The 22,655-nt window shown below is 65.8% G+C and carries 15 protein-coding genes; 8 read left to right on the forward strand and 7 right to left on the reverse strand.

All coding sequences use genetic code 11. The features are described 5' to 3' along the window. The 4 genes from ACMGT0_RS14720 to ACMGT0_RS14735 all read right to left on the reverse strand — a co-directional run bounded on the left by ACMGT0_RS14720 (position 1) and on the right by ACMGT0_RS14735 (position 8,699). The gene (locus tag ACMGT0_RS14720; protein ID WP_416773207.1) at positions 1-4,797 is read right to left on the reverse strand and encodes a hypothetical protein; all 4,797 of its coding nucleotides are present in this window, start codon (positions 4,795-4,797) and stop codon (positions 1-3) included. A gap of 88 nt (positions 4,798-4,885) precedes the next feature. Further along, a complete protein-coding gene (locus ACMGT0_RS14725; RefSeq protein WP_054061144.1) occupies positions 4,886-6,754 on the reverse strand; it encodes a DUF2599 domain-containing protein in 1,869 nt (622 codons plus the stop codon). Between the two features lie 413 nt (positions 6,755-7,167). Then, positions 7,168-7,842, reverse strand: coding sequence for a polysaccharide lyase family 7 protein (locus ACMGT0_RS14730; RefSeq protein WP_416773209.1), 675 nt, complete (start codon positions 7,840-7,842; stop codon positions 7,168-7,170). A gap of 191 nt (positions 7,843-8,033) precedes the next feature. Continuing rightward, complete coding sequence (locus ACMGT0_RS14735; RefSeq protein ID WP_416773211.1) at positions 8,034-8,699, reverse strand: O-methyltransferase; 666 nt, start codon at positions 8,697-8,699, stop codon at positions 8,034-8,036. Between the two features lie 81 nt (positions 8,700-8,780). On the opposite strand from ACMGT0_RS14735, the gene ACMGT0_RS14740 reads away from it, so the two are divergent. Further along, positions 8,781-9,422, forward strand: coding sequence for a TetR family transcriptional regulator (locus tag ACMGT0_RS14740; protein ID WP_054061099.1), 642 nt, complete (start codon positions 8,781-8,783; stop codon positions 9,420-9,422). 4 nt (positions 9,423-9,426) lie between these two features. Here ACMGT0_RS14740 and ACMGT0_RS14745 read toward each other — a convergent pair whose 3' ends face one another. Next, the gene (locus ACMGT0_RS14745) at positions 9,427-10,956 is read right to left on the reverse strand and encodes an MFS transporter (protein ID WP_416773212.1); all 1,530 of its coding nucleotides are present in this window, start codon (positions 10,954-10,956) and stop codon (positions 9,427-9,429) included. Positions 10,957-11,136: 180 nt separating this feature from the next. On the opposite strand from ACMGT0_RS14745, the gene ACMGT0_RS14750 reads away from it, so the two are divergent. Together ACMGT0_RS14750 and yghU are read left to right on the forward strand one after the other, a co-directional pair. Beyond that, positions 11,137-12,099, forward strand: a complete 963-nt coding sequence (locus ACMGT0_RS14750) for a LysR family transcriptional regulator (protein ID WP_054061215.1) — start codon at positions 11,137-11,139, stop codon at positions 12,097-12,099. Positions 12,100-12,155: 56 nt separating this feature from the next. After that, on the forward strand, positions 12,156-13,034 hold the full coding sequence (yghU, locus tag ACMGT0_RS14755) for a glutathione-dependent disulfide-bond oxidoreductase (protein WP_416773213.1): 879 nt from the start codon (positions 12,156-12,158) through the stop codon (positions 13,032-13,034). A gap of 79 nt (positions 13,035-13,113) precedes the next feature. On the opposite strand, the gene ACMGT0_RS14760 is transcribed toward yghU, so the two are convergent. Both ACMGT0_RS14760 and ACMGT0_RS14765 read right to left on the reverse strand, forming a co-directional pair. Beyond that, positions 13,114-13,602 carry a hypothetical protein gene (locus ACMGT0_RS14760; protein ID WP_416773214.1) on the reverse strand — a complete coding sequence of 163 codons (489 nt, stop codon included), beginning with the start codon at positions 13,600-13,602 and terminating at the stop codon, positions 13,114-13,116. Between the two features lie 298 nt (positions 13,603-13,900). After that, positions 13,901-14,824 (reverse strand): AraC family transcriptional regulator, encoded by a 924-nt coding sequence (locus tag ACMGT0_RS14765; RefSeq protein ID WP_416773216.1) that lies wholly within the window; start codon positions 14,822-14,824, stop codon positions 13,901-13,903. Between the two features lie 101 nt (positions 14,825-14,925). Between ACMGT0_RS14765 and ACMGT0_RS14770 the strand changes: the two genes are divergently transcribed. Genes ACMGT0_RS14770 through fhuB form a run of 5 tightly spaced genes read left to right on the forward strand, consistent with a single transcriptional unit; the run spans position 14,926 to position 22,541 of the window. Further along, a complete protein-coding gene (locus ACMGT0_RS14770) occupies positions 14,926-17,082 on the forward strand; it encodes a TonB-dependent siderophore receptor (RefSeq protein ID WP_416773218.1) in 2,157 nt (718 codons plus the stop codon). Positions 17,083-17,088: 6 nt separating this feature from the next. After that, positions 17,089-18,801: a cyclic peptide export ABC transporter gene (locus ACMGT0_RS14775; protein ID WP_416773219.1), complete on the forward strand. Its 1,713-nt coding sequence runs from the start codon at positions 17,089-17,091 to the stop codon at positions 18,799-18,801. Between the two features lie 56 nt (positions 18,802-18,857). Further along, positions 18,858-19,625 (forward strand): ATP-binding cassette domain-containing protein, encoded by a 768-nt coding sequence (locus tag ACMGT0_RS14780; protein ID WP_054062429.1) that lies wholly within the window; start codon positions 18,858-18,860, stop codon positions 19,623-19,625. Beyond that, on the forward strand, positions 19,622-20,545 hold the full coding sequence (locus tag ACMGT0_RS14785; RefSeq protein WP_054060526.1) for an ABC transporter substrate-binding protein: 924 nt from the start codon (positions 19,622-19,624) through the stop codon (positions 20,543-20,545). Before ACMGT0_RS14780 ends, ACMGT0_RS14785 begins: the two co-directional genes overlap by 4 nt. Then, the gene (gene fhuB, locus ACMGT0_RS14790) at positions 20,538-22,541 is read left to right on the forward strand and encodes a Fe(3+)-hydroxamate ABC transporter permease FhuB (RefSeq protein ID WP_416773220.1); all 2,004 of its coding nucleotides are present in this window, start codon (positions 20,538-20,540) and stop codon (positions 22,539-22,541) included. The genes ACMGT0_RS14785 and fhuB overlap by 8 nt, the downstream gene beginning before the upstream one ends. Positions 22,542-22,655: the final 114 nt, after the last annotated feature.

Below are 22,655 nucleotides of genomic sequence, written 5' to 3' on the forward strand. Positions count from 1 at the left end.
TCATACCTTCTTCAGCGATGTGGCGGGAACGGCCTGGGCCGCTTCGATCAATTCGGCACAGGGGCGGCAGATGGGCCGGCCGGCGCCGATCACCGCCACCTGGTACTGGTGCTGGGCGGCCCATTCGAGGATGTCGGCTTCGGCGTGCAGATTGCCACGGACGAAGTGCTCGTGTTTTTTCACAGTGACCCCCTTGGGCAGGTAGCCCCTGGGATTGCTGGAGGCGATGGCGGTGATCTGTCGACCGTCGGGGTCGTCCAGCAGCGCCACGGCCATGGTGGTCTTGTCCTTTGTGTAGGACGGCAGTTGCGATTGCAACTCCAGCACACGGTGGGCCACGTATTTTTTCGCCTCGGCCGGCGACATCGCCGCCTTCGGCGCGTACCGGCCACGTTTGGCCGGCGGTCCCTCGGCTGATGCCGCCTGGGCGGGCGGCAGCGCTGGCTGGCCGTCTGGCGCGGCGGCGCGCTGCCGGGCGGCGGCGTTGACCTTGAACAGCCCGATGTCCTTGAGTTTGCCGTTGGTGTAGCTGAACTGGTGGAAGCTCTTCAGATCGATCTGGCGCTCCAGGGCGAACCGGTGCCAGGGCATCAGCTTGCGTTCGGCCCTGGACAGGTCTCGCCAGGCGACCAGTTCTTCGGCGGTCATCTCATGGAATTCCACGCCATTGGCCTTGTCGACGCGAAACTGCCCTGGAGGCTTGAGTTCACCGGAGGCCTGGGCCTCATCGGCGAATACCCGGGGGTTGAGTTCGCGGGCGATGGCGAACTTTTTCCGGTTGGTCTGCTTGCGTTCCGCTGCCGACAGGTCGCGCCAGTCGACCAGGTCCTGGGCGGTGAGCGGCCGGAATGTTTCATCGCCGGGCCGGATCTTGACCTCGCCGACCGCCGTCAACTCGCCGTTGGCCTTCACATGGATCTGGAAGCCCGGCACGTCGATGCGCCGGTCGAGGGCGAAGCGGTCGCGGGAGGTCTTTTCGCGTTCGGCCCTGGGCAGGTCCCGCCACTCGATGATCTCTTCCACGGTGGGCTCGTGGTATTCGATACCGGCGGCCTGGTTGACCCGGAACTCGCCGAGTGGCTTGAGTTCGCCCTGTGTGGTGATGTGCCTGCCGAGGATGTTCGGGTTGATGTGACGGGCCACCGCGAACCGTTCCCGGCTGGTTTGCTTGCGTTCGGCCGGTGACAGGTCGCGCCAGGCCTGGATATCCGCGGCGGTGACGTCGCGCAAGGTCTGCCCGGTCTTCTGCTTGATCGAATGTTCGCCCATCACACTCAGGGCACCGTCCGCTTTGTGGCCGCGGTTGATCAGGCGGGAAAAGGTCTTCGGGTTGATGCTGTGCTCGCGGGCGAACTCGTACCAGGGGATGGCATGGCCCGGGGTCAGGTTGCGCCAGGCGTTGAGGTCATCCGCAGTGGGCGCGTGGAAGATTCGGCCTTCATCCAGGTCGACGGCATATTGCCCCTGCCAGTTCAGTTCACCGGTTTTCCTGGCCTGGCGGGCCAGGGCGCGCAACTGGATGCCGTGGTCCATGGCGAACTGGAATTGCGAGGTCTTGCGGCGGACGGCGGCGGGCATGTCCCGCCATTCCCGCAGTTGCTGTACGGTGGGCGGGCTGAAGGTGCGGCCCGCGGCCTCGGCCTGGAGGAATTTCCCCTCATCGGCCAGTTCGCCATTGACCGAGACGTACTCCCACAGGCTTCTGTCCTTCAGCCCGTGGGACTTGGCAAACTGCGCCTGGAATTTCAGCGTGGCCTTGCTGCTGTCGATTTTGACCAGTTCCTGCCACTGCTGGATGATCGGGTAGGTGATCTTGCGCCCATTGCTGGGCAGCACGCCACCCTTGGCCGCGAGCCGCTGCCAGGTTCCGGCCTGGTTGCCCACCGTCAGCACGGTTTTTCGGCTGATGGGGTCGATGATCTCCACGTAGTGGTTTTTCGGCTTGAAGTTGCCCTTGATCTCGTAGACCTTTTCGCGGCGCGTGTCATCCGTGTAGCGGATCAGCCAGCGGTCGGCGTTGCGGCTGTCCCTGGCGTGGTAGAGGCTGGCGCTGCCATTGAAGCGGTGCGGGCGGGCCTGACGGAGCAGGGCTTCGCCATCCTCGACGACGTAGGCACTGAGGTTGCCAAGGTTCGCCGGCCGCAGGCGGTTGGTCAGCACCTCATCGATCAGCCGCGTGGCCTTTTCCCTCAGTTGCAGGCCCGGCAGCCATTGCCAGAGCTGCTGGCTGCGCTTGCCGAACCAGCGCGTGTTGGGCAGGGGGACCGGAGAAATATTCAGCAGCGTTTCCCCGGCGGCCTGGGTCAACTGCAGGCCACCCGCCCGCAGGCCCTGGCGAAACAGCGGCGACGCGGTGGCGTTAATTACCCCTTGCAGGCCGCCGATCACGGTCTTGAGCGTGAGCCCCTGGCCGAGGGTTCGCAGCAGGCCGGCCCGCGCGGCGCTCAAGGCCGCATGGGCCAGCAGCGACATGGCCCGGCTGGCATGACCGGCGCCGGGCGCGAACAGGGTGCCGACGTCGAACAGGGCCGAGCGATGATCCTCCTCGCCGCGCTCGGCAACGGGTTTCTTGAAGTAGTCGTAGAGCGGGATCAGCGACCACAGGCTGAAGCTGGCGCCGCTCTGCCAGGGGGCACGGCCTTTGCGGTCGACCTCGTGGGCGGCTTCCCAGACCATGGGGTCGAGCCACAGGGGCTTGGCCAACTGGCGTGCCAGTTGCCAGGCCGCGCTGCCGGGGTCGAGGGGGTGCAGGCTGGATCGGTCCGCCGCCGGTTTACCGTCCTGCCAGGCGCCGGGCTCCAGGCCTATCCCTTCGACGGGCACATCCTGGGCCGCTTCGCTGATGACCTTGATGATCTTGCCGCCCAGGTGCACGACCAGGTTGTATTTGAGTAGCGTGTCGAGGGGGCCGCCCTGTTCCTTTTTCCGCATGTCCTGGACATTTTCCGGGCGCAGGAAGAACACTCCGGACGGGTCCTTTCGGGCCGCCAGGTAGAGGGCCGGCCGCTTGCCCTCGGGGGCCATTTCCACCACGGCAAAAATCCCTTCCTGATAGAGCTGGGCGTTGCGCGAAGACAGCTGGTGCACGCGCCAGCGCCCACTGTCGAGGCGCTTGAGGGTTTGCGGCGCCAGTTGCTGCAGGATCTGCGAGATGCGTATTTCCACCTGGGGCAGGCGCGCGTTGGCGTACCGGGCGATCTGCTGTTGGTACTGGCCGACCACCGTGGCGCGCTCCTCCTCGAAAATCCCGGCATCCTTCATCAGCAAGCGCTGCACGGCCGACACCGTCCAGGTCGGGTCGGGTCTGCGCAGCACCTGATTGGGGGAGGGGGAGAAGTTGAAATAGGTGTCCGCGTGTTCGGTGACCTGGACCCGTTCGTCCGGGTCGGCCTTGCGCGCGCGCAGGGCCTGCCTGGCCAGTTTCGTCAGGTCCGGCGGTTTTTCCGCGCCGAGGTGCTCGAGCAGGCCCCGATGGTTCTGTTCGACCCGGTTCAGGGTGTCCAGCAACTGCGCGGCGTTTCTGGCCTGCCAGACGCTGCCCCAGGCCTGGGTGGACTCGGCCAGCAGCAATCCGCTGAGGGTGCCGAGTTCATTGGCATCGGCGGGCCTTGCCTGGCCGGTGCCCGGGTCCAGCGCGCAGACGCCGGCGAGCTTTTCCAGCGCGCCGGCCAGGCGCACCACTTCGCCGAGGGGCTTGCCCAGGGTCGAGCGCGGCGCCAGCGCTTCGCACAGGCGGGTGACGTAGCGCCAGGTGATGGAGGCCACGTCCCGGGCGTAGTCGTTGTGGATGGTCTCGACGTCCTCGAGAAACCATTCGGGGCGCTCGCGCTGCAGCAGCAGGCGGGCGAGGAACTTCGCCTGTTCCGGGTCATCGACACTGTGCCGGGCCAGCAACTGCTGGCCGATGTCGCGCAGGGCGCTGTCGCGCAGTATGTGCCAGCCCTGGCCGGCGGCGGCATCCGCAGTGCCCAATTCGCTACCGAGTGGCCACAGGTCGCTGACGTCGGCTTCCACCGTGGCCAGCAGCGCCTGGATCAGCAGGTGGGCCTGTTGCCCTGGCGAAACCGGCGTGTCGGTCGTGCCGTCGCCCATCCTTGCGGCCAGCGCCTGGAAGTGCGGCAGGGCACGCAGAAACTGATAGTCCTCCACGGTACTCCAGTGCGTGGGGATACGGGTCGACAGGTCGTAGACCCCCAGGTACGCCAGCAGGGCCGAGGCCAGTGGTCGTGGGGGCGTGGTCGCCGGCAGCAGCGCGCTGAGCAGCGCCAGGTTGGCGCCTGGCTGGGCACTGTCCGCCAGCCGTGCAGGGCTTTCCAGGGGGGGCGGCGGCGTGCCCACGCCGCCGGCGGGGGCCTCCGGGGCGGCGTAGTTCCGGGTCAGCAGGACGCGGATGAATACGGCCTGCAGGAAGTCGATCCGCTGTTCGCCGAGCCCGGGCGCAATGAAGGCGGCGATCGACGCCTGGCCGTTATCCCTGGCCCAATCGGCGCTGATGCCGGTGGCGCGCACCAGGCTGGCCAGGGCGGCCCAGGCGGCCCCGCCGGAGGGGATGGGCGTGCCGCTGATGTCGTTCAGGGCCTGCAGCAAGGTCGGCTGACGGCACAGCCGGGACAGCGTGGCGCGGGCCTCGTCGACCGTTCGCGCGTTGTTCAGGGCCTCGCGTATCTCCGTCGGGACCATCAGGTTCAGCAGGTGGCCGGCGCTGCTGATGGAGTAGTCGTATTTTTGGCTGGCGGCGGCCAACAGGGCCTCCGGCCGGGTGGGGGCAACGGGCAGGTTGGTGGGGGCGTTGGACATGAGCGTGGGTCCGATACGTGATTCGAATCGGCTACGCTAGGCGCCGTGCCTGCCCGGCGTGAGGTAGATAGGTAGGGTGTGCCCGGCGCTACCGGGAGACGGGATTGCACCCCGCGTCGATGGCCGCCTGCTGGGATACGTCAGGGCGGAAAGGTTCCAGATTCCACGGGGCCTTCTGGCGGGCGATCGCCAGGTGACAGATCAGTTGGCGCCGCATGCCACCGCCATCATTGTTTTTCCAGGCCGGATCGTTGCCGTAGGTCTGGAGCAGTTCGGCATAGGCCTTGTCGCTCTGGTCCGACTGGATGTTTCTGCCGCACTCGGTGGGCAGCACCGACAGGGTCCATTCATTTTTCCCGGTGCCGGGGTCGTAGCGCTGGATCCAGGTGGCCGAGTCGATGTACTGGGTGCACTGGGCGCGATTGTAGGTTTCTGCCTGATCGCTGGCCGCAAAGTTGAAACGCTCGCTGGGCGCGGCGCGGAAATTCAGCTGGACGATCGGCACCGATGGGTAGCCGGCCTGGCCCAGCTTGCGCTGGAAGTTCCTGGCCGAATCGAGTGAGCCGGGTTGGGCGTTGACATCGAAATAGATCGCCTCGATGGCCTGTGCGTTCAGCGTCGTGTTGCTGGCCGCATTGTTCAGGCGCAGCTCGTTGTGGCCGGGTTTGTACCAGCTGGCGTCGATGCCGCTTTGCGGATCGATCTGGGAATAGGGGGTGATGTCGGATTGGTGGATCGCCAGCATGGCATTCCAGCTGGTCTGGCTGTCGACGTTCCAGGAACACTGGTTCCACAGGGCGTTCTGGCCGACGGCGAAGAACTGCAGCCATTGCTCCCGGGTGGTGATGCCCAGCTTGTCGCAGGAGCCGAATGCGTAGCCGCTGTTGCCGGTTGGCGGGCGTGGGGCCGGTGAGGGGTTGAAGGGCCAGCCGGCCGCCGCGGCGACTTGCGCGGTAATGCCATCACAGTCCTTGCCGCTGTTGGTCCAGCCGTCGAAAGGGTAGAGGCAGGTCCAGCCCACGGAAATGCCCGGCAGCCCCCGGATGGCCGCATACAGCGGCGAGCGCAGGATGAAGCCGACGGGGCGGTAGAGATGGTCGGTGCCGATGTCCTTGCGGATCCATGAGTACGAGGTCGATCCGGTACTGGGGCGCTCCCAGGGGTTGTAGTTGCCATCGGTGGTGGCGCGGATGATGTTCCCGCTGCAGTAGTAGTGGCCCCGGCGCGCACGGCTGCCGTATTCCAGGCAATCGTTCTTGACCTCGTTGTAGTTGTCGTTGAGGCGCTGGGCGATGGGGTTGGACAGATAGCGTATGCGGGTGCCGTTCCAGCGATTGCTGGCGTACTGGTAGACGAAGGCGTAGCTTTCGCCCCGGTTCATGACCACGGGGTCGCCGGTACCGGGCGGTGGCGAAATAGTGGTCGAGTAGGTGGCATCGGACCGGACCAGGACGATGTTGCCGTCGCCGGCATTGCCGGGCAGGGTGACGTTGTCGGTCCAGTCACCATCGCCCAGGCTGTAGCGAATGACCCGTGGCGAGGTGAAGTCGGGGATGACCGCGCCGACGGTGTTGGGGGTGTATTCATGGGTCTGGACCTTCCAGCGTTGGCTGGCGCTGTCGTAGAGGAATGCCAGGCTATCGCCGCGGTTCATGGAGATGGACTGGACGCCGATGTCGGTGTTTCTCAGGGACAGCACGCTGGGGTAGCTGGCGCCGGTGCTGACCGTAAGCTGGGCTGCGGCGGGCGCCAGGTCGGGCAGGGACAGGTCGCTCGCCCAGTCGCCGTCGCCGGTACGGAAGGTCATGGGGAAGTTGTAGGCGGGGTCGCCGCCGGGCGTGTTGCCATAGGCGCCGGGAATCCGGCCGCGGCCGTTGGTCTGGCCGGGAGTCAGGTCGATCGCGTGGGCACAGGGCATGAGCGAGAGCATCAGTAGCAGGCAGGTAGTGGGCTTCATGGCAACAGTCCTCGGGGGACCATGGGGGGCACAGGCTCAATACGGCTTTGCTTGAGGTTCTTGATCCGCTTCCATGTTGGGCTGCCAAGGCGTGGGTGGCTACTGTCAGAGTTGACAGTTCTTCAGGTCGTTTCGAAATAACGCCCGCTGGGTTCCGGGCCTGTGGTTCGAATCCTCGGGCAGGCCCGCTCCTACAGGTCGGTTGCCGCGTAGGAGCGGGCTTGCCCGCGAAGGGGCCGGCGGCCTAGCCATCGCTGCAATGGCGATCACCTAGGCTATGTACGAAATCGCTTGAAACTTGGTTATGCGGCGTTAAAAATCGGCTCGGAATGCTCATTGACAACCAGTCAACTGCGCTTCCTCGCCGATTTTTGCCTTGCCTAACCTGCGTTTCAAACAATTTCGTACACAGCCTAGAGGTGGCTGATCTGCAGGTCGCTGATGATGCAGATCGAACCGTCATCGGCCGGTGTCGCGTCGGTGAAGTCGATCTGGTTGTAGACGCCGCCGTGGAAGTCGAATCGCTGGGTATTCCAGCTGCTGTCCAGTTGCAGATCGCCCGAGAGTCCTGACAGGCCGTTGTTCTCGACGCTCACGTTGACCACGCCCAGGGCCGTCACGCGGATCCTGACCCTGAACCTGGCTCCGAGTGGAACGCCCTTGAGCAGCGTACTGTTTACCGGGTCGGTCTGGTTGTAGCGCTGGCGAAAGCCCAGGGTGATATTGCCCTTGTTCCAGAACACCTTCACCGCCGGGCTGTCATCGCCCTTCACGTGCATTTGCGACACGACGACCTTTTGTGCGGAGTTGACCTTGGTCACCGTCATTTCCTGGTCGTTGATGTGTTCCGTCGCGCTGGTCAGCGCCCAGTAGATCGATTCCTTCCATTCGCAGCGGGTGCGGTGGGTGCTTTTGCTCGAGGCGCCCCGGGTGGGGGCGTTGAACTGCAGGGATCCGTCCGGCAGCACCTGGATCACGCTGGGGAACTGCGCGATGGCCTGTGCGCCGTTGAGTTCGAGGGCCGCGGGGTTGGTGGCGGAGGTGGCGACCGGGGTCGCGATCGTCAGATTGCTGATGTTTACGGTCATGGTGGGTCTCCTTGACGATAAAGATCATTGGCCTGGCACGATTGCCTGATGACCGGGGGGATTGCCGCATGCCACTACCCACCTCGGTAGCGGCGATGCTCAGGGTTGTGACTGATCTGTGGGCGATACGCTCGATCAGGGCGACGCACGGCAGGGTACAGGTTCCCACAACGATGGGGGCGCGGCCTGGGTCAGCCCAGGCGCATGGACAGCTCGACGTCCTCGGCGAACGGCACGGACAGGTAGCCCGAACCGCTCCCGCGCACCTGCTCCAGGTACTCGGGGCTGTAGTCGGCGTTGTCGGCGATGATCAGCGCCCCTGGCCTCAGGCGGCTTTCCAGCAGCGCGAGAATCTGCGGATACAACGCCTTGGCACCGTCGAGCAGGACCAGGTCGATAGGCTCCGGCAGGTCGTTCGCCAGGGTCTGCAAGGCATCGCCGAGCCGGATCTCCACCAGGTCGGCCAACCCGCCGGCCACGAGGTTGCGCCTTGCCTGTTCCACCTTGGACGGCTCGAACTCGCTGCTGATCAGGCGTCCACCGCCGTTGTCACGCAGCGCCGCGGCCAGGTGCAGGGTGGAAATACCGAACGAGGTACCGAATTCGACGATGTTCCGGGCATCGCAGCTACGGGCCAGCATGTAGAGCAGGCTACCGGTCTCCCGGGAAACGGCCAGCGGAAAGTCCTTCAACTGTGTATAGAGACTCAGGTATTCGGTCTTGCTGCGCATCAGGCGCTCGCGCTCTTGCTTCGAGACGTTGGCGAAGGCCGGGCTGCTCATCGGCGAACTCGCGTCGGCCTGGCTGAACAGGCGTTCCAGCAGGGGGGCGAGCGGGGCTTGGGTCAGGGTGCTCATGGGCTTTTCCTGTGCAGGTAGGTGAGCCGTTATAATGCGAATGAACCTTCACATTTTCTATTCGCATTGCGAGCCATTCCCATGAGCGAACGCCCAAGCCCGCGGATTACCTCACGCAAACAGCCCCGGCAGGCCCGCTCCAATGAGCTGGTGACGGCGATTCTGCAGGCCGCTGTTCAGGTTTTGGCGAAGGAAGGCATGCGCCGCTTCACCACCACGCGGGTGGCCGAGCGGGCCGGTGTCAGCGTCGGTTCGGTGTACCAGTACTTTCCGAACAAGGCGGCGATCCTCTTCCGTTTGCAGAGCGATGAATGGCAACAGACCAGCGACATGCTCTGCGCCATTGTCGAGGATCGCGCGCATCCGCCGCTGGTGCGGCTACGGACCCTGGTGCGGGCGTTCGTCCGTTCCGAATGCGATGAGGCCGCGGTGCGCGTGGCGCTCAATGATGCGGCGCCGCTGTACCGCGATGCGCCCCAGGCCCGGGAGGTGAGGGCGGCGGGGCGGCGGACTTTCGAACTGTTCATTGAGGAGGCCTTGCCCGAAGCCTCGGCGAGCACCCGGGCATTGGCCTGTGAGCTGATCGGCATGACCCTCGGTTCCGTGGGCAAGACCTATTCGGAGAGCCCGCGGACCGAGGCGGAAATCGAGGTGTATGCCGATGCCATGGCGGACATGTTCTGTGCCTATCTGAAGACCCTGGGGGCTGTTGGCCGAGCCTGATGGCTCAGGCCGCCGGGTCCAGGGTCGTGCCGTCGGCCGCGCCGTCCTCGACCTGGCCGCGGTCGAGGAACAGGAACACCACCGCGGCCGTCAGCACCGTGATCACCGTCAGTACCCACAACAGGCTGCTGAACGCGGCGCTGTAGCCGGCCGCCAGGGCTTCACGTCCGGCCGCCGGCAGCAGTTGCTCGGCACCGGCCAGGTTGCCGGTGGCCAGGTGTTGGGCGGCCCCGACCACCTCGCTCAGGTCGCCCTGCGCCAATACGCCCAGGTTGCTGGCGGTATAGGCCGACAGCAATGCGGTGACCACGGCAATCGCCACGCCTTCGCCAGCCACCCGGGTGGTGCTGAAGATGCCGGTGGCCATGCCGGCGCGCTCCTTGGGCACCACGCTGACCGCCATGCCATCCATCAGGCCCCAGGGCAGACTGATACCGGCACCGATTACCAGCATTGGCCAGGCCAGTTCGGCAGCGCTGCTGCCCACCGGCACCTGGCTGAGCCAGTACAGCCCGGCCGCGCACACCAGCAGGCCGCTGCCGGACAGGGTCGACGGCGACAGCCAGCGGGTCAGGTAGCCGGCGACGATCGGCAGTACCAGCAGCGGGGCCGACAGGGCGATCAGCAGCCAGCCGGCGGCGATCGCACTCATGCCTTCGATGCCGACGAAACGGATCGGCAGCAGGATCAGCAGCACCACGAAGGAGTAGGCTGGAGCGGCCGCGAGCAATTGCACGCCGACAAAGCGTGGGTAGCGGAACAGGCTCAGGTCGAGCATGGGTTGCGCCACGCGCTTTTCGATCACCACGAAGGCGACGAAGGACAGCAGGGCCACGACGAACAGCCCGAGCACCAGCGGATTGGTCCAACTGCTCTCCGGCACTTCCAGAATGGCGAAGGTAAAGATGCCCAGCGCCCAGGTGAACGTGATCGCGCCAGGCCAGTCGATGCCGGCGGCGTCAGGGTTGCGCGACTCCGGCATGTGGCGGCCGGCCAGTACCAGGGAAATGACTGCCAGTACGGTGATCAGCAGGAACATCAGTTGCCAGTTGAACGCTTCGATGATGGCGCCGGCGATGACCGGGCCGACGGCCAGGCCGATGCCGAAGCTGGTGCCGACGAAGCTGAAGGCGCGAATGCGACCCGCACCGTCGAAGACCTGGGCCAGGGCCGACATGCCGCCGGAGAAGGCCAGTGCCGCCGCCACCCCCTGGGCGCCACGCAGCACATCGAACAGGACCAGGTTGGGGGCGAAAGGCAGGATCGCGGCCAGAAGGGCGAACGCACTGACGCCGCCGATGAAGATTTTCTTGCGACCGTAGCTGTCGGCCAGGGTGCCGGCCAGCATCAGGCAACTGCCGAAAGTGAGCATGAAGGCGTTGGTGATCCAGCTCAGTTCCATGGGCGAGCCGCCGAAGGACTGGCCGATGGCCGGCAGGGCGACCGCGGGCGCGGTGAAGTTGAAGGGCATGGTGATGGCGGTGATACACACCGCCAGCAGTATCAGCCGTTGTTGTAGCAGCAGGTTGAACATGACATGAAATCCTGGTGTCGGGCCGGTCAAGGCGCCCGCAGTTAAAGGTGACTGCATCGACTATCCGGTGGTTTACCGGGGTCGACAGAACGTGCAAGGATGATAAGGAACGGGTAATCGTGTGAAAAACGGTAAGAATTCCGTCTATAGCGGAATAAAATGATCGAATGGGGGCGGCAGATGGATCGACTCAGTGGCTTGATGTCCTTCATCCGCACGGCGGAGCTGGGCAGTTTCGTGGCGGCGGGCCGGGCGCTGGGGTTGTCGGCGTCGGCGGTGGGCAAGGGCGTGACCCGGCTCGAGCAGCGCCTGGGCGTCCGGCTGTTCCAGCGCTCGACCCGCAGCCTCAGCCTGACCGACGAGGGCCGGGTGTTCCTGGAGCGTTGCCGGCGCATCCTCGATGACCTGGACGATGCGCAGTCGACGCTGTCGCAGTCCACCGAAATCCCGCGCGGGCGCTTGCGCGTGAGCATGCCAGCGGCCAGCTATCACCTGTTCCAGACGGTGTTGATCGCCTTCATGGAACTGTATCCCGATATCGAGCTGGACCTGGACTTCAGCGACAAGCTGGTGGATGTGATCGAGGAGGGGATGGACGTGGTCATCCGCAGCGGCGAGCTGCCGGACTCGCGGCTGATGCACCGGCCGTTGCCCGGCGTGCAGCCGGTGCTGTGCGCGGCACCGTCCTACCTGGAGCGGCATGGCGTACCGCAGACCCCGGCCGAGCTGGATGATCACCTGGCGGTGCGCTTTCGCTACTACAAGAACGGCAAGCTGCTGGACTTTCCGCTGCTGCGCGAGGAGGGCGCGCGCGAGCCGCGGACCCGCACGGTGATGGTCAGCAACAACATGGAAATGGTTCGCGCGGCGCTGATCAAGGGTTTCGGCCTGGGCACCATTCCCGACTTCCTGGCCCGCGAGGCGCTGGCCGACGGCTCGCTGTACTGCCTGCTGCATGGCTACCTGATTCCACCGGACACGTTGAGCATCGTCTGGCCGTCGAGCCGGCAACTGTCGCGCAAGATCCGCGTGTTCGTCGACTTCATGTGCGAGCGGCTGGAGCAGGAGGCGACACAGATGCGCGCAACCCTGGCGCAGGACTGCCTGTATTCGCGTCGCAACGACAATTCATCGGTGCGCTAGGGGCGCGAGCCCTGGCACGCCAACGCGTCATCCATTGAAACCAAGGAGTACCGAGCATGAGTGATTCATCGGATTACCAGCCGCCCAAGGTCTGGACCTGGGATACCGAGAATGGAGGCAAGTTCGCCAACATCAACCGGCCGATCGCCGGCGCGACCCATGACAAGGCACTGCCGGTCGGCCGTCATCCGCTGCAGTTGTACTCCCTGGCCACGCCCAACGGGCAGAAGGTCACCATCCTGCTGGAGGAACTGCTGGCGCTCGGGTACCAGGGCGCCGAATACGATGCCTGGCTGATCCGTATCGGTGAAGGCGAGCAGTTCGGCAGCGGCTTCGTCGAGGTCAACCCGAACTCCAAGATCCCGGCGCTGCTGGACCGCAGCGGTGCCAAGCCGATCCGGGTGTTCGAGTCAGGGGCGATCCTGCAGTACCTGGCGGAGAAATTTGGCGCGTTCCTGCCCACCGAACCGGCGGCCCGTGCCGAGTGCCTGTCCTGGCTGTTCTGGCAGATGGGCAGTGCGCCGTACCTGGGCGGTGGTTTCGGGCACTTCTACGCCTATGCGCCGATCAAGATCGAATACGCGATCAACCGCTTCGCCATGGAAACCAAGCGCCAACTCGATGTGCTGGAACGGCAGTTGGCCGTCACCGAGTACATCGCCGGCAACGCCTACACCCTCGCCGACATCGCCATCTGGCCCTGGTACGGTGGCCTGGTGAAGGGCCGGCTCTATGACGCGGCCGAGTTCCTGTCGGTGCAGGACTACCCGAACGTCCGGCGCTGGGCCGACGCCATCGACGCCCGTCCCGCCGTGCAGCGCGGGCGGATGGTCAACCGCGTGTCCGGGGAACTGTCCAGCCAGTTGCGCGAGCGGCATGACGCCACGGACTTCGACACCCGCACCGAAGACAAGCTGGCCGCCGCCCAGGCGTAAAGGGATGAAAACCTTTGCTCGCCCGGGCGGGCGAGCAAAGGGTCAAGCCGCCTCGCTCAGGCCGAGGCACAACGGTGGATCAACGTTGGCAAAGCGCAAGGATCTGTTCGAACGCGCCCCGAATGAACGGGAAGGCCACGCCGACGCTGATGATCCCCAGATGCCATTGGATGAGTCGACTCTTCGAGTCGAGGTGCCTGATGGCCGCCTCCAGCCGAACGTCTCTTTCGTCGATGACTTCCTCCGGTTCCTCGCCCTGTGCAAGAGGCTCATGGCCTTTCGCTCCGGCGTTGTCGGAAAGACCGTCAACGGTTTTTTCCCTGAACGAGCGCAGTTCGTTGAACCGGTCGTCGATGCTGAGATTCAGCGCGGCGATCTGCTCACTTTGTTGTTCAAGCAGCGTCCGCAACCCGCTGTTGTTGTCGCCGAGTGACGTCTGGACGCGCTTGAGGGTGCCGCGAAACTCGCTCCCTACATCCGCGATCGACTGCTTCAGCTGTTTCTCCGTGCCTTTGAGGTCGGCACCGAATGCCGCCAGAAGTTCGTGCAGCAAGGTCTTCATTTCCATGGTGTCTCCTTTTCTTTGCGAGCAACGGAGACACCACCTGACGGCTGGGGTCTCCGTCATGGGGGTGTGGTGTATTCGGTCGAGGAGGGCATCGACGACCGTTCGCGCTTCCGAATACTGGGCGAACTTCAGACGATCAATGCGCAATGCGCACCGTGGCCTGGAAGATCGCGACCACGTGGGACAGGTGCTGTCGACGACAGCGAACCAGCCTGGATGATTGCTCCGGCATGGCGGGTCGGGCTAGTCGGCGGTTTCCTGGCCTGCCATGAGAAAGGGCAGCCCGGTTTGTCCGTGTTCAGCGGGTGGCGGCGCCTTGGCGGGTTGTTTCTGCCAAGGCCATTGAGCCGGTTCCGACCCGTTCGGCGCTGGCCTCTTCATTCACCACCCCCGGTGCCCCGCAGAGGATCCGTTCCACATATTGCGCCGGCGTGCTCCCCAGCAGGCTGCGGAACATGTAGATGAAAGCGCTGGAACTGCGATAACCGAGGGCCTGGGCCACCTCGTTGATCGACACGCCCTGTACCAGCCGGCAGACCGCCTCGTCGACCCGCACCTGCAGGCGCCAATGGTGGAAGGTCACGCCGGTCTCCTCCTTCATCCGCCGGGCCAGGGTACGTGAGCTGGCACCGATGCGTTCACCCCATTCCTCCAGGGTGTCGTTGTTGTCCGGGCTTTGCAGGATGGCATCGCAGACCTTGCGCAGGCGTCGGTCCAGGGGCATCGGCAGGCTGTTGTTCTGCCGCGTGGCCTGGGCCAGCAGGTGCAGCAACAGCCCCGAGGCCTGCTGGCGCGGCGTCTCGGCCAGGCCCGGGTTGTCGTTGAGCATCAGGATCAGTTCGCGCATCAGCGGCGTCACCGTCAGCACGCAGCATTCGTCCCAGCACCAGGGCACCGCGTGGGGGGCCAGATAGACCGAGCGCATGGAGATTTCCCCGACCATCCGCACCTCGTGGGTGACCCCGGCGGGAATCCACAGGGCGCGCATCGGTGCCAGGGTCCAGGCGCCGGTTTCGGTGCTGACGCGCATCAGTCCACGTGGCGAATACATCAGCTGGATACGGGCGTGGGAATGGGGCTGCTGCCTGGCACCCGAGGCGTAGTCGTAGGCCCGGACCACCAGCGGCGGGGCGTCTTCGGGAAACTCGCGGTGCTGGCTGATGGCCGCTTTTTGCGCGGAAGGCTCATGAGCGGCAGAAATGCGCCAATTCTGTCCTTTCATCGATACAAGTTGTCCTGAAGCTCAGTAAACAGACTGGCAAAATTAATGCAAACCAGTCGCATTTACAATAACTTGAGCCTCGAACCTTCATGAGCAGCAGTATGACCGAACGTTTTGCGCATCATTCCCTGGCGATCGACCGGGACACCCGCCGGCTGGCGCTCAAGCCGCTGCTGCTGGCTCCGCTGGCCCTAGCCGTAGCGGTCGGGCATGCCCACGCTGCGCCCCCGACAGAGTTGCCGCAGACCAGCGTGGTCGGCGATCAGCTTACACAGCAAGCTGCCACGACTGAAGGCTCGGACAGCTACAAACCGTCCCTGGTGACGGTCGGCAAGGTACCGGCGCAGCCCAGGGACGTGCCGGCCTCGGTGACGGTGATCACCCGCCAGCGCATGGACGATCAGGCCATGACCAGTGTCGATGATGCGTTGCGCAACACCCCCGGGATCACCGCTGTGACCTACGGCGACGGCACCAGCTACTTCCAGTCCCGCGGTTATGCCGCCGAGGTGCAGTTCGATGGGTTGCCGGCCAACAACGGCCTGCAATACCTGCCGCAGTTCGACCTGGCGCTGTACGACCGGGTCGAGGTGCTGCGCGGTCCGGCCGGATTGCTGCAGGGCTTTGGCAATCCCGGCGGCACGGTCAACCTGGTGCGCAAGCGCCCGCAGGACGTGTTCGGCCTTACCGGCTCGATCTCGGCCGGCTCCTGGGACACCTATCGCACCGCCTGGGATGTCACCGGGCCGCTGACCGACAGCGGTAACATCAAGGGCCGGCTCGGCTTCAGCAGCCAGGACAAGCGTGGTTTCCAGGATGACGGCAAGACCGGGCAGGGGCTGATCTACGGTTCGCTGGCCTTCGATCTCGATCCGGACACCGAACTGACCGTCGGCATGGCCCAGCAGAAGATCAACCTCAATGGTCTGGACTATGGTCTGTCGACCTTCAGTAACGGCAACTTCGTCAATGGCAAGCGCTCGGGCTTCTACGGCACCGACTGGAGTTACGCCGACACCGACATGACCGAGATCTATGCCGACCTGGTACATCACTTCGCCAACGGCTGGCAGAACCGCACGGCGGTCAACTACCGCACTTCGGAAATCAGCTCCAAATACGGCTACATCAATGGCCAGGTCAACCTCGACCGTACCGCCAACTATTGGCTGCAGCGCCAGCAGGACCGCTACCGCTGGGTGGGTGTGGACTCCTATGTCAATGGCCCGTTCGAGCTGTTCGGGCGCACCCATGAGCTGATGCTGGGCGTCAACTACGCCGAGAGCCACCAGCACAGCCTATCGGGCGGCAACAGTGGCGGGGTGGTGGATATCGACAACATCACCGTGGCCAACCGCGATATTCCCTACCGTACCGGCACCACCTCCGACACCAGCCAGTACGGTGTCTACGGCCAGGTGACCTTCAAGCCGGTGGACGACCTGTCGCTGATCCTCGGTGGTCGCCAGAACCACTACGAAAGCTCCCGCCAGAGCTTGCTGCCATCGAACGGGGCAACGGTCAACGATCCCGACCAGAACAAGTTCACCCCCTATGCCGGGGTGGTCTATGGCATCAATTCCTGGTTGTCGGCCTACGGTAGCTATTCGGACATCTTCACGCCGTCCCAGGCCTTCCAGACCACCGCCAGTGGCTCGGTGCTCAAGCCGCGCACCGGGCACCAGGCCGAACTCGGCCTCAAGGGCGAGTTCCTCGACGGCCAGCTCGGCGCGACGCTGGCGGTGTTCCAGATCGATGACCAGAATCGGCCGATCGCCGACGATGCCAATCCCGGACGCTGGCTGGCCCAGGGCAAGGCCCGCAGCCGTGGTTTCGAGGCGGAAGTCACCGGCAAGGTGCTGCCGAACTGGGATGTGCAGGCCGGCTACACCTACCTGCAGACCGAGTTGCTGGGGGCGGCAGCGGCCGGTTCCAACGGCATCCAGGACCCGGAGGAGCCCAAGCACATGCTCAAGCTGTGGAACACCTATCACTTCGACGGTGGCCTGCTGGACAACTGGCGCATCGGCGCCGGGGTACGGGCGCAGAGCAGGACCACGCGCAACGCGGTCAGCTACCAGGGCGGCTACGCGGTTCTCGATGGCCTGGTCGGCTACAAGGTCAGCGAGCACCTGGACCTGGCACTGAACATGAACAACCTGTTGGACCGTACCTACTACGCGCGGGTGCCGGCCAACTACTACGGCCTGTATGGCGACCCGCGCAATGCGACCCTGACCCTGCGAGTGAAGTACTGACCGCCCATGACTTCGACCCGAACCCCACCTCCACCCACCACCGGCCAGCCGCGCTGGCCGGCAAGCCCCGGCACGCCGTTCGTGCTGCTGCTGAGCCTGCTGCGGGGCGCGCGCTGGCTGCTGCTGATCGCGGCGGCGGCGAGCCTCGCCAGCGGTTTCGGCAGTGCCGCGCTGGTGGCGCTGATCAACCAGTCATTGTCGGCGCGCGGCGATGAGCTGGGCGAACTGGGCCTGCATTTCATGCTGATCGGCATCGGCGTGCTGGCCTTGCGCCTGCTCTCGCAGACCCTGTTCATGTACCTGGGGCAACGGGCCAAGGCCAGCGTGCGCCTGCGCACCATCGGCCATATCGCCAATGCCTCCTACGCTGATCTGGAGCGTTATGGCGGCGGGCGGCCGCTGGCGGTGCTCACCGGCGACCTGGATACGCTGGTGGTGCTGTTCATCAACCTGCCGACCATCATGATGCAGAGTACGGTGATCATCGGCTGTCTGGCTTACCTCGGCTGGCTGTCATGGCAGATTCTGCTGTTCGCCCTGCTGGCCGTGCTTGTCGGCGCGGCGGGCTTCCTGCTGGTCAACAGCCGGGCGCTCGGGCACCTGCGCGGTTCTCGCCAGCGCGAGGATGATCTGATCCAGCAGTTTCGCGCACTGTTCGACGGTGCCAAGGAACTCAAGCTGCATCGGGCCCGCCGGCAGGCCTTCGTCGACGACACGCTGGCGCCGCATATCGAGTCGGTGCGGGTGCAGCGGACCCTGGGCTACGTGCTGTTCAGCGCCGCTTCCAGCTGGGGCAACCTGGTGCTGTTCGCCTTCATCGGTCTGACCCTGTTCGTGCTGGCGCGTAGCTATGGGGTCGACCAGCAGGTGATGTCCGGCTACGCGATGATCTTCCTGTACATGATTCTGCCGATCGAGGGGCTGCTGGCGGCCTTGCCCAGCCTGGGTTCGGCGCGGATCGCCCTGGAACGGATCGCGCGGCTGCAGGAGCAACTGCCGCTGGAACCCGCTGGTGAGCAGGAGGCGGGCGCCGACTTCCAGCGCATCGAGTTGCGTGGGCTGACGCACCGCTATTTCCGCGAGAAGGAAAACAGCTACTTCATGCTTGGGCCGATCGACCTGGCCTTCGAGCCGGGCCAGCTCACCTACCTGATCGGCGGCAACGGCAGCGGCAAGACCACCCTGGCCAAGCTGCTGGTGGGGCTGTACGAGGGCGAGGGCGGCAGCGTGCAGCTCGATGGCCGGGCGGTGACGGCGGGCAACCGCGATGCCTATCGCCAGCGCTTCTCCACGGTGTTCAGCGACTTCTTCCTGTTCGATACCCTGCTGGGGGTGATGCCGCCGCACCTGGAACCCCAGGCCCGGCGCCTGCTCAGGGAGCTGCAACTGGAGCACAAGGTCAGCATCGAGCACGGCGCCTTCAGCACGCTCAACCTGTCCCAGGGCCAGCGCAAGCGCCTGGCGTTGCTGGTGGCACTGCTCGAGGACCGGGCCTTCTACGTGTTCGACGAGTGGGCGGCCGACCAGGACCCGGCGTTCAAGGAGGTGTTCTACCGGACCCTGCTGCCGGACCTCAAGGCCCGCGGCAAGGCGGTGCTGGTGATCACCCACGATGATCGCTATTTCACCCTGGCCGACCGTTGCATCAAGCTCGACAGCGGCCAGGTGGTTGCTGATGTTGCCGCCGGCACCAGCCCAGAGGAACCCTTCGTTCGATGAATCTGACTGAACCCCATGCGATTGCGAGGCCCGTCGTGTTGCCTGAGCGTGAAGCGCTGTACCGCTTGGAGGGCGTCGGCGTGAATGCCGGCGCCCGAACCTTGCTGCACCCCATGGACCTGACGCTCAGGCGGGGACGCATCTATGGCCTGATCGGCCATAACGGCTCGGGCAAGTCGACCCTGCTCAAGCTGCTGGCCCGCCAGCACCCGGCCAGTGCCGGAGCTCTGCTGTTGGGCGACCAGCCGTTGCAGAGCTGGTCGTCGCGGGCCTTTGCCCGGCAGATTGCCTATCTGCCCCAGCAGCCGCCGGCGGTCGATGGCCTGCTGGTGCGTGAGCTGGTGGCGTTGGGGCGTCATCCCTGGCATGGCGCCCTCGGCCGTTTTGGTGCCGAGGACCGGCAATGGGTCGAGCAGGCGATGCAGGCCACCGATGTCGCCCGGTACGCCGGGCGGCCGGTGGACAGCCTTTCCGGCGGCGAGCGCCAGCGTGCCTGGATCGCCATGCTGGTGGCGCAGAACTGCCGCTGCATGCTGCTCGACGAGCCGACCTCGGCGCTGGATATCGGCCACCAGCTGGCGGTGCTCGAACTGGTCCGCGATCTGTGTGGGCAACGCGGCATGGGTGCGGTGATCATCCTGCACGACGTGAACATGGCCGCACGTTTCTGCGACGAGATCATCGCCCTGCGCGAGGGGCGCCTGCAGTTGCAGATTCCGGCCGGGCAGATGCTGCGCGAGGACCACCTGGAGCAGGTCTACGGGGTCCCCATGGGGGTGCTGAGCGACCCCGCCAGCGGCCGCCTGATCGGGTTCGCCCGATGAGCGCCGGGTTCAGTCGCAGGCGCCTGCTGCAAGGGGTCGCAGGCGCCGCCATGCTGGCGGGCATCGGGCAAGCCCGGGCGACGGGGGCGCCGTCGCGGATCGTGCCGTTGAGCTGGGAGTTGACCGAGACCCTGTTGGCCCTGGGCCTGGTGCCGATCGCCTTGCCGCTGCCGGACTGGTACCGCCGGACCATCGTCGAGCCACCGTTGCCCGCCGGGGTGATCGATGTCGGCCTGCTGTACCAGCCCAGCTTTACCCTGTTGCAGCAGCTGCAGCCGGACCTGCTGCTGCTGACGCCGGGGCATGCCGGTCTGAGACCGATGCTCGAGCGTCTGGCGCCGACAGCGACTTTTGGCGCCTACATGGGCGCCGGGCAGCCTTATCCCGCCTTGCAGGAGGAGACCCGGCGTATGGCGGCGCTGCTCGCCTGTCCTGCACGGGGCGAGGCCCTGGTCGATGCCACCGGGCAACGCCTGGAGGAGCTGCGGCAGCGTCTGGCGCAACGGCCGGAATTGCTGGGGAGGGCTGTCCTGGTCGCCGATGCGGTGGATGAGCATCACCTGCGGGTGTATGGCGCCGGCAGCCTGTTCGATGCGGTGCTGTCGCGCATCGGTGTGAACAATGCCGTGAGGGCTGCCGGTTGGTCCGGCAACTCGGCGGGCTATGCGTTGGTTGCGCTGCAACGGATTGCCGCCATGTCCGAGGTCGACCTGTTGCTGGTGGGACCGCTGGCGCCGGGCGTGCGCACGGCGCTGGAGCAGAGTCCGGTCTGGCAGGCGCTGCCTTGCGTGCGCGAGCGGCGGGTGGCCTTGCTGCCGGTGATTGCCCCCTATGGTGGGCTGGTGTCCCAGCAGCGCTTTGCCCGGGCGGTCGAAACGGCCCTGTATCAAATGGCCCATCAGGAGCCTGCAAGTGTCTAGTTTGCGTTTGTCGTTCCTCCCGCGCGGCTGTCTGCTGCTGGTCCTGGGTCTGTTCGCCGTGGCTTCGCTGCTGGCGTTGTGGCAGGTCAATGCGACCCTGGGGGGGCGCCCCTGGCTGTCGGCACTGCTCAGGCCCGATCCCGACAACCTGTCCCAGGTACTGTTGCATGAGTCGCTGTTGCCGCGCGTGGCCATGGCGCTGCTGTGCGGTGCCGCGTTGGGGCTGGCCGGTACGCTGATCCAGCAGGTGCTGCGCAATCCGCTGGCCGAGCCGATGACCCTGGGCATTTTCCCCGGGGCCTACCTGGCCCTGGCGCTCTACACCCTGTATGCCCCCGAGGGCTGGTCGGCCGGGCGCGAACTGGTAGCCCTCGGCGGCGGTGGGCTGGCGGTGCTGCTGGTGCTGGCGCTGGCCTGGCCGCAGCGGTTGTCGCCGATGGCGGTGATCCTTTGCGGGATGGTGGTCAATCTTTATTGCGGTGCGGTGAGCCTGGCGATCGCGCTGGTGCACTTCGATTTCCTGCTCGGCCTGCAGATCTGGGGTGGCGGCTCCCTGGAGCAGGCCGGCTGGCAGCCCAGCCTGCACCTGGCGCTGGGCCTGGCCGGTTCGCTGCTGGCCGTGTGGCTGGTGCGCCGGCCGCTGGCGCTGCTCGACAGCGGCGAAAGCACCGCGCGCAGCCTCGGGGCCAGGGTCGAGCGCATTCGGCTGGTGGCGCTGCTGGTGGCGGTGGTGCTGACCGCGCTGGTGGTGGCCCAGGTCGGGGTGATCGGTTTTCTCGGCCTGGCGGCGCCGGCGCTGGGCCGTCTGCTGGGCGCCCGTACCCTGTACCAACGGCTGTGTGCGGCGACCTGCATTGGCGCGGCGATTCTCTGGGCGACCGACCAGATCGTGCTGCTGGCCTCCACCAGCCAGGCTCTGTCGGCGCACCTGATTCCGACCGGCACGGTCACCTCGTTGCTCGGCGTGCCGTTGCTGGTCGCCATGTTGCCGCGCCTGCGCAGCGGCATGGCCGGCCAGTGGGTGCCCAATTGGCCGAGCGGTGCGGGTTTCACGCGGGGGCGCTGGCTGGGCCTGGTGGTGTTGCTGAGCGTCGGCCTGTTTCTGTCCCTGGCGGTGTCGCAAGGGCTCGAGGGCTGGTCCCTGGCCGGTTGGGCCGAGGTCCGGGGTCTGCTGTTCTGGCAGTTGCCCCACAGTGTGCTGGCACTGGCCGCCGGCGGCCTGTTGGCGCTGGCCGGCACGCTGCTGCAGCGGGCCACCGCCAACCCGATGGCCAGCCCCGACCTGCTCGGGGTCAGTTCCGGTGGTGCGCTGGGCATTGTCGTGGTGGTGTTCGCCGTCAGCCAGCCGACCCCGGCGCTGTTGTTCGCCGCCTGCCTGTCCGGCTCCCTGACGGCCCTGGCAGGCTTGCTGTGGCTGGGGCGGGGCCGCTTTTCGCCGCAACGCCTGCTGCTGATCGGCGTGGCGGTCAGTGCCTGGTTCCAGGCGATGGTCAGCGCGACATTGGCCAGCGGCGATCCCCGGGCGTCGCTGATGCTGCAACTGGTGACTGGCTCGACCTACTACATCCCACCGAGCCTGGCCTGGGCCGCCGCCGTGGTGCTGCTGCTCGGCCTGGGCCTGGCGCCGCTGTTTTCGCGCTGGCTGCAGGCGCTGTCGCTGGGGGAGGGCGCAGCGGCGAGTGTGGGTGTGCCGTTGGCACGTGCACGGCTGCTGATTCTGCTGTTTGCCGGGGTGCTGACGACCCTGGCTACCTTGCTGGTCGGGCCGTTGTCCTTCATCGGCCTGTTGGCGCCGCATATCGCCCGCCTGGCCGGTGCCCGCAAACCATTGCAGCAGTTGTGGGTGGCGGCCTTGCTGGGCTCGACCCTGATGCTGGTGTCGGAATGGCTGGGCCGGCAGGTGATCTTTCCCCAGCAGATGCCGGCGGGGCTGGTGGCGACGCTGCTGGGTGGGCCGTACCTGGTGCTGTTGATGCTGTATCGAGGTAGGCAGTGACTCGTCCGTTCGTCGCTACTGTCATTTCTGACAGTAGCGAACGGCCCCGAGAGGCCATGAAATAGGTCCAGTGGCAGATAGGCGATCAGCGAGGCTGACCGCGTAAGGCCCGTC

The sequence above is a fragment of the Pseudomonas sp. RHF3.3-3 genome (genome assembly GCF_048069595.1).
GTDB lineage: Bacteria > Pseudomonadota > Gammaproteobacteria > Pseudomonadales > Pseudomonadaceae > Aquipseudomonas > Aquipseudomonas fuscovaginae_B.

Coding starts and splice junctions, on each gene's coding strand:
- ACMGT0_RS14750 (WP_054061215.1), top strand. CDS start 11,137: ATGGATCGACTCAGTGGCTTGATGTCCTTCATCCGCACGGCGGAGCTG.
- ACMGT0_RS14740 (WP_054061099.1), top strand. CDS start 8,781: ATGAGCGAACGCCCAAGCCCGCGGATTACCTCACGCAAACAGCCCCGG.
- ACMGT0_RS14725 (WP_054061144.1), bottom strand. CDS start 6,754: ATGAAGCCCACTACCTGCCTGCTACTGATGCTCTCGCTCATGCCCTGT.
- yghU (WP_416773213.1), top strand. CDS start 12,156: ATGAGTGATTCATCGGATTACCAGCCGCCCAAGGTCTGGACCTGGGAT.
- ACMGT0_RS14765 (WP_416773216.1), bottom strand. CDS start 14,824: ATGAAAGGACAGAATTGGCGCATTTCTGCCGCTCATGAGCCTTCCGCG.
- ACMGT0_RS14785 (WP_054060526.1), top strand. CDS start 19,622: ATGAGCGCCGGGTTCAGTCGCAGGCGCCTGCTGCAAGGGGTCGCAGGC.
- ACMGT0_RS14745 (WP_416773212.1), bottom strand. CDS start 10,956: ATGTTCAACCTGCTGCTACAACAACGGCTGATACTGCTGGCGGTGTGT.
- ACMGT0_RS14735 (WP_416773211.1), bottom strand. CDS start 8,699: ATGAGCACCCTGACCCAAGCCCCGCTCGCCCCCCTGCTGGAACGCCTG.
- ACMGT0_RS14775 (WP_416773219.1), top strand. CDS start 17,089: ATGACTTCGACCCGAACCCCACCTCCACCCACCACCGGCCAGCCGCGC.
- ACMGT0_RS14760 (WP_416773214.1), bottom strand. CDS start 13,602: ATGGAAATGAAGACCTTGCTGCACGAACTTCTGGCGGCATTCGGTGCC.
- ACMGT0_RS14720 (WP_416773207.1), bottom strand. CDS start 4,797: ATGTCCAACGCCCCCACCAACCTGCCCGTTGCCCCCACCCGGCCGGAG.
- ACMGT0_RS14770 (WP_416773218.1), top strand. CDS start 14,926: ATGACCGAACGTTTTGCGCATCATTCCCTGGCGATCGACCGGGACACC.
- ACMGT0_RS14730 (WP_416773209.1), bottom strand. CDS start 7,842: ATGACCGTAAACATCAGCAATCTGACGATCGCGACCCCGGTCGCCACC.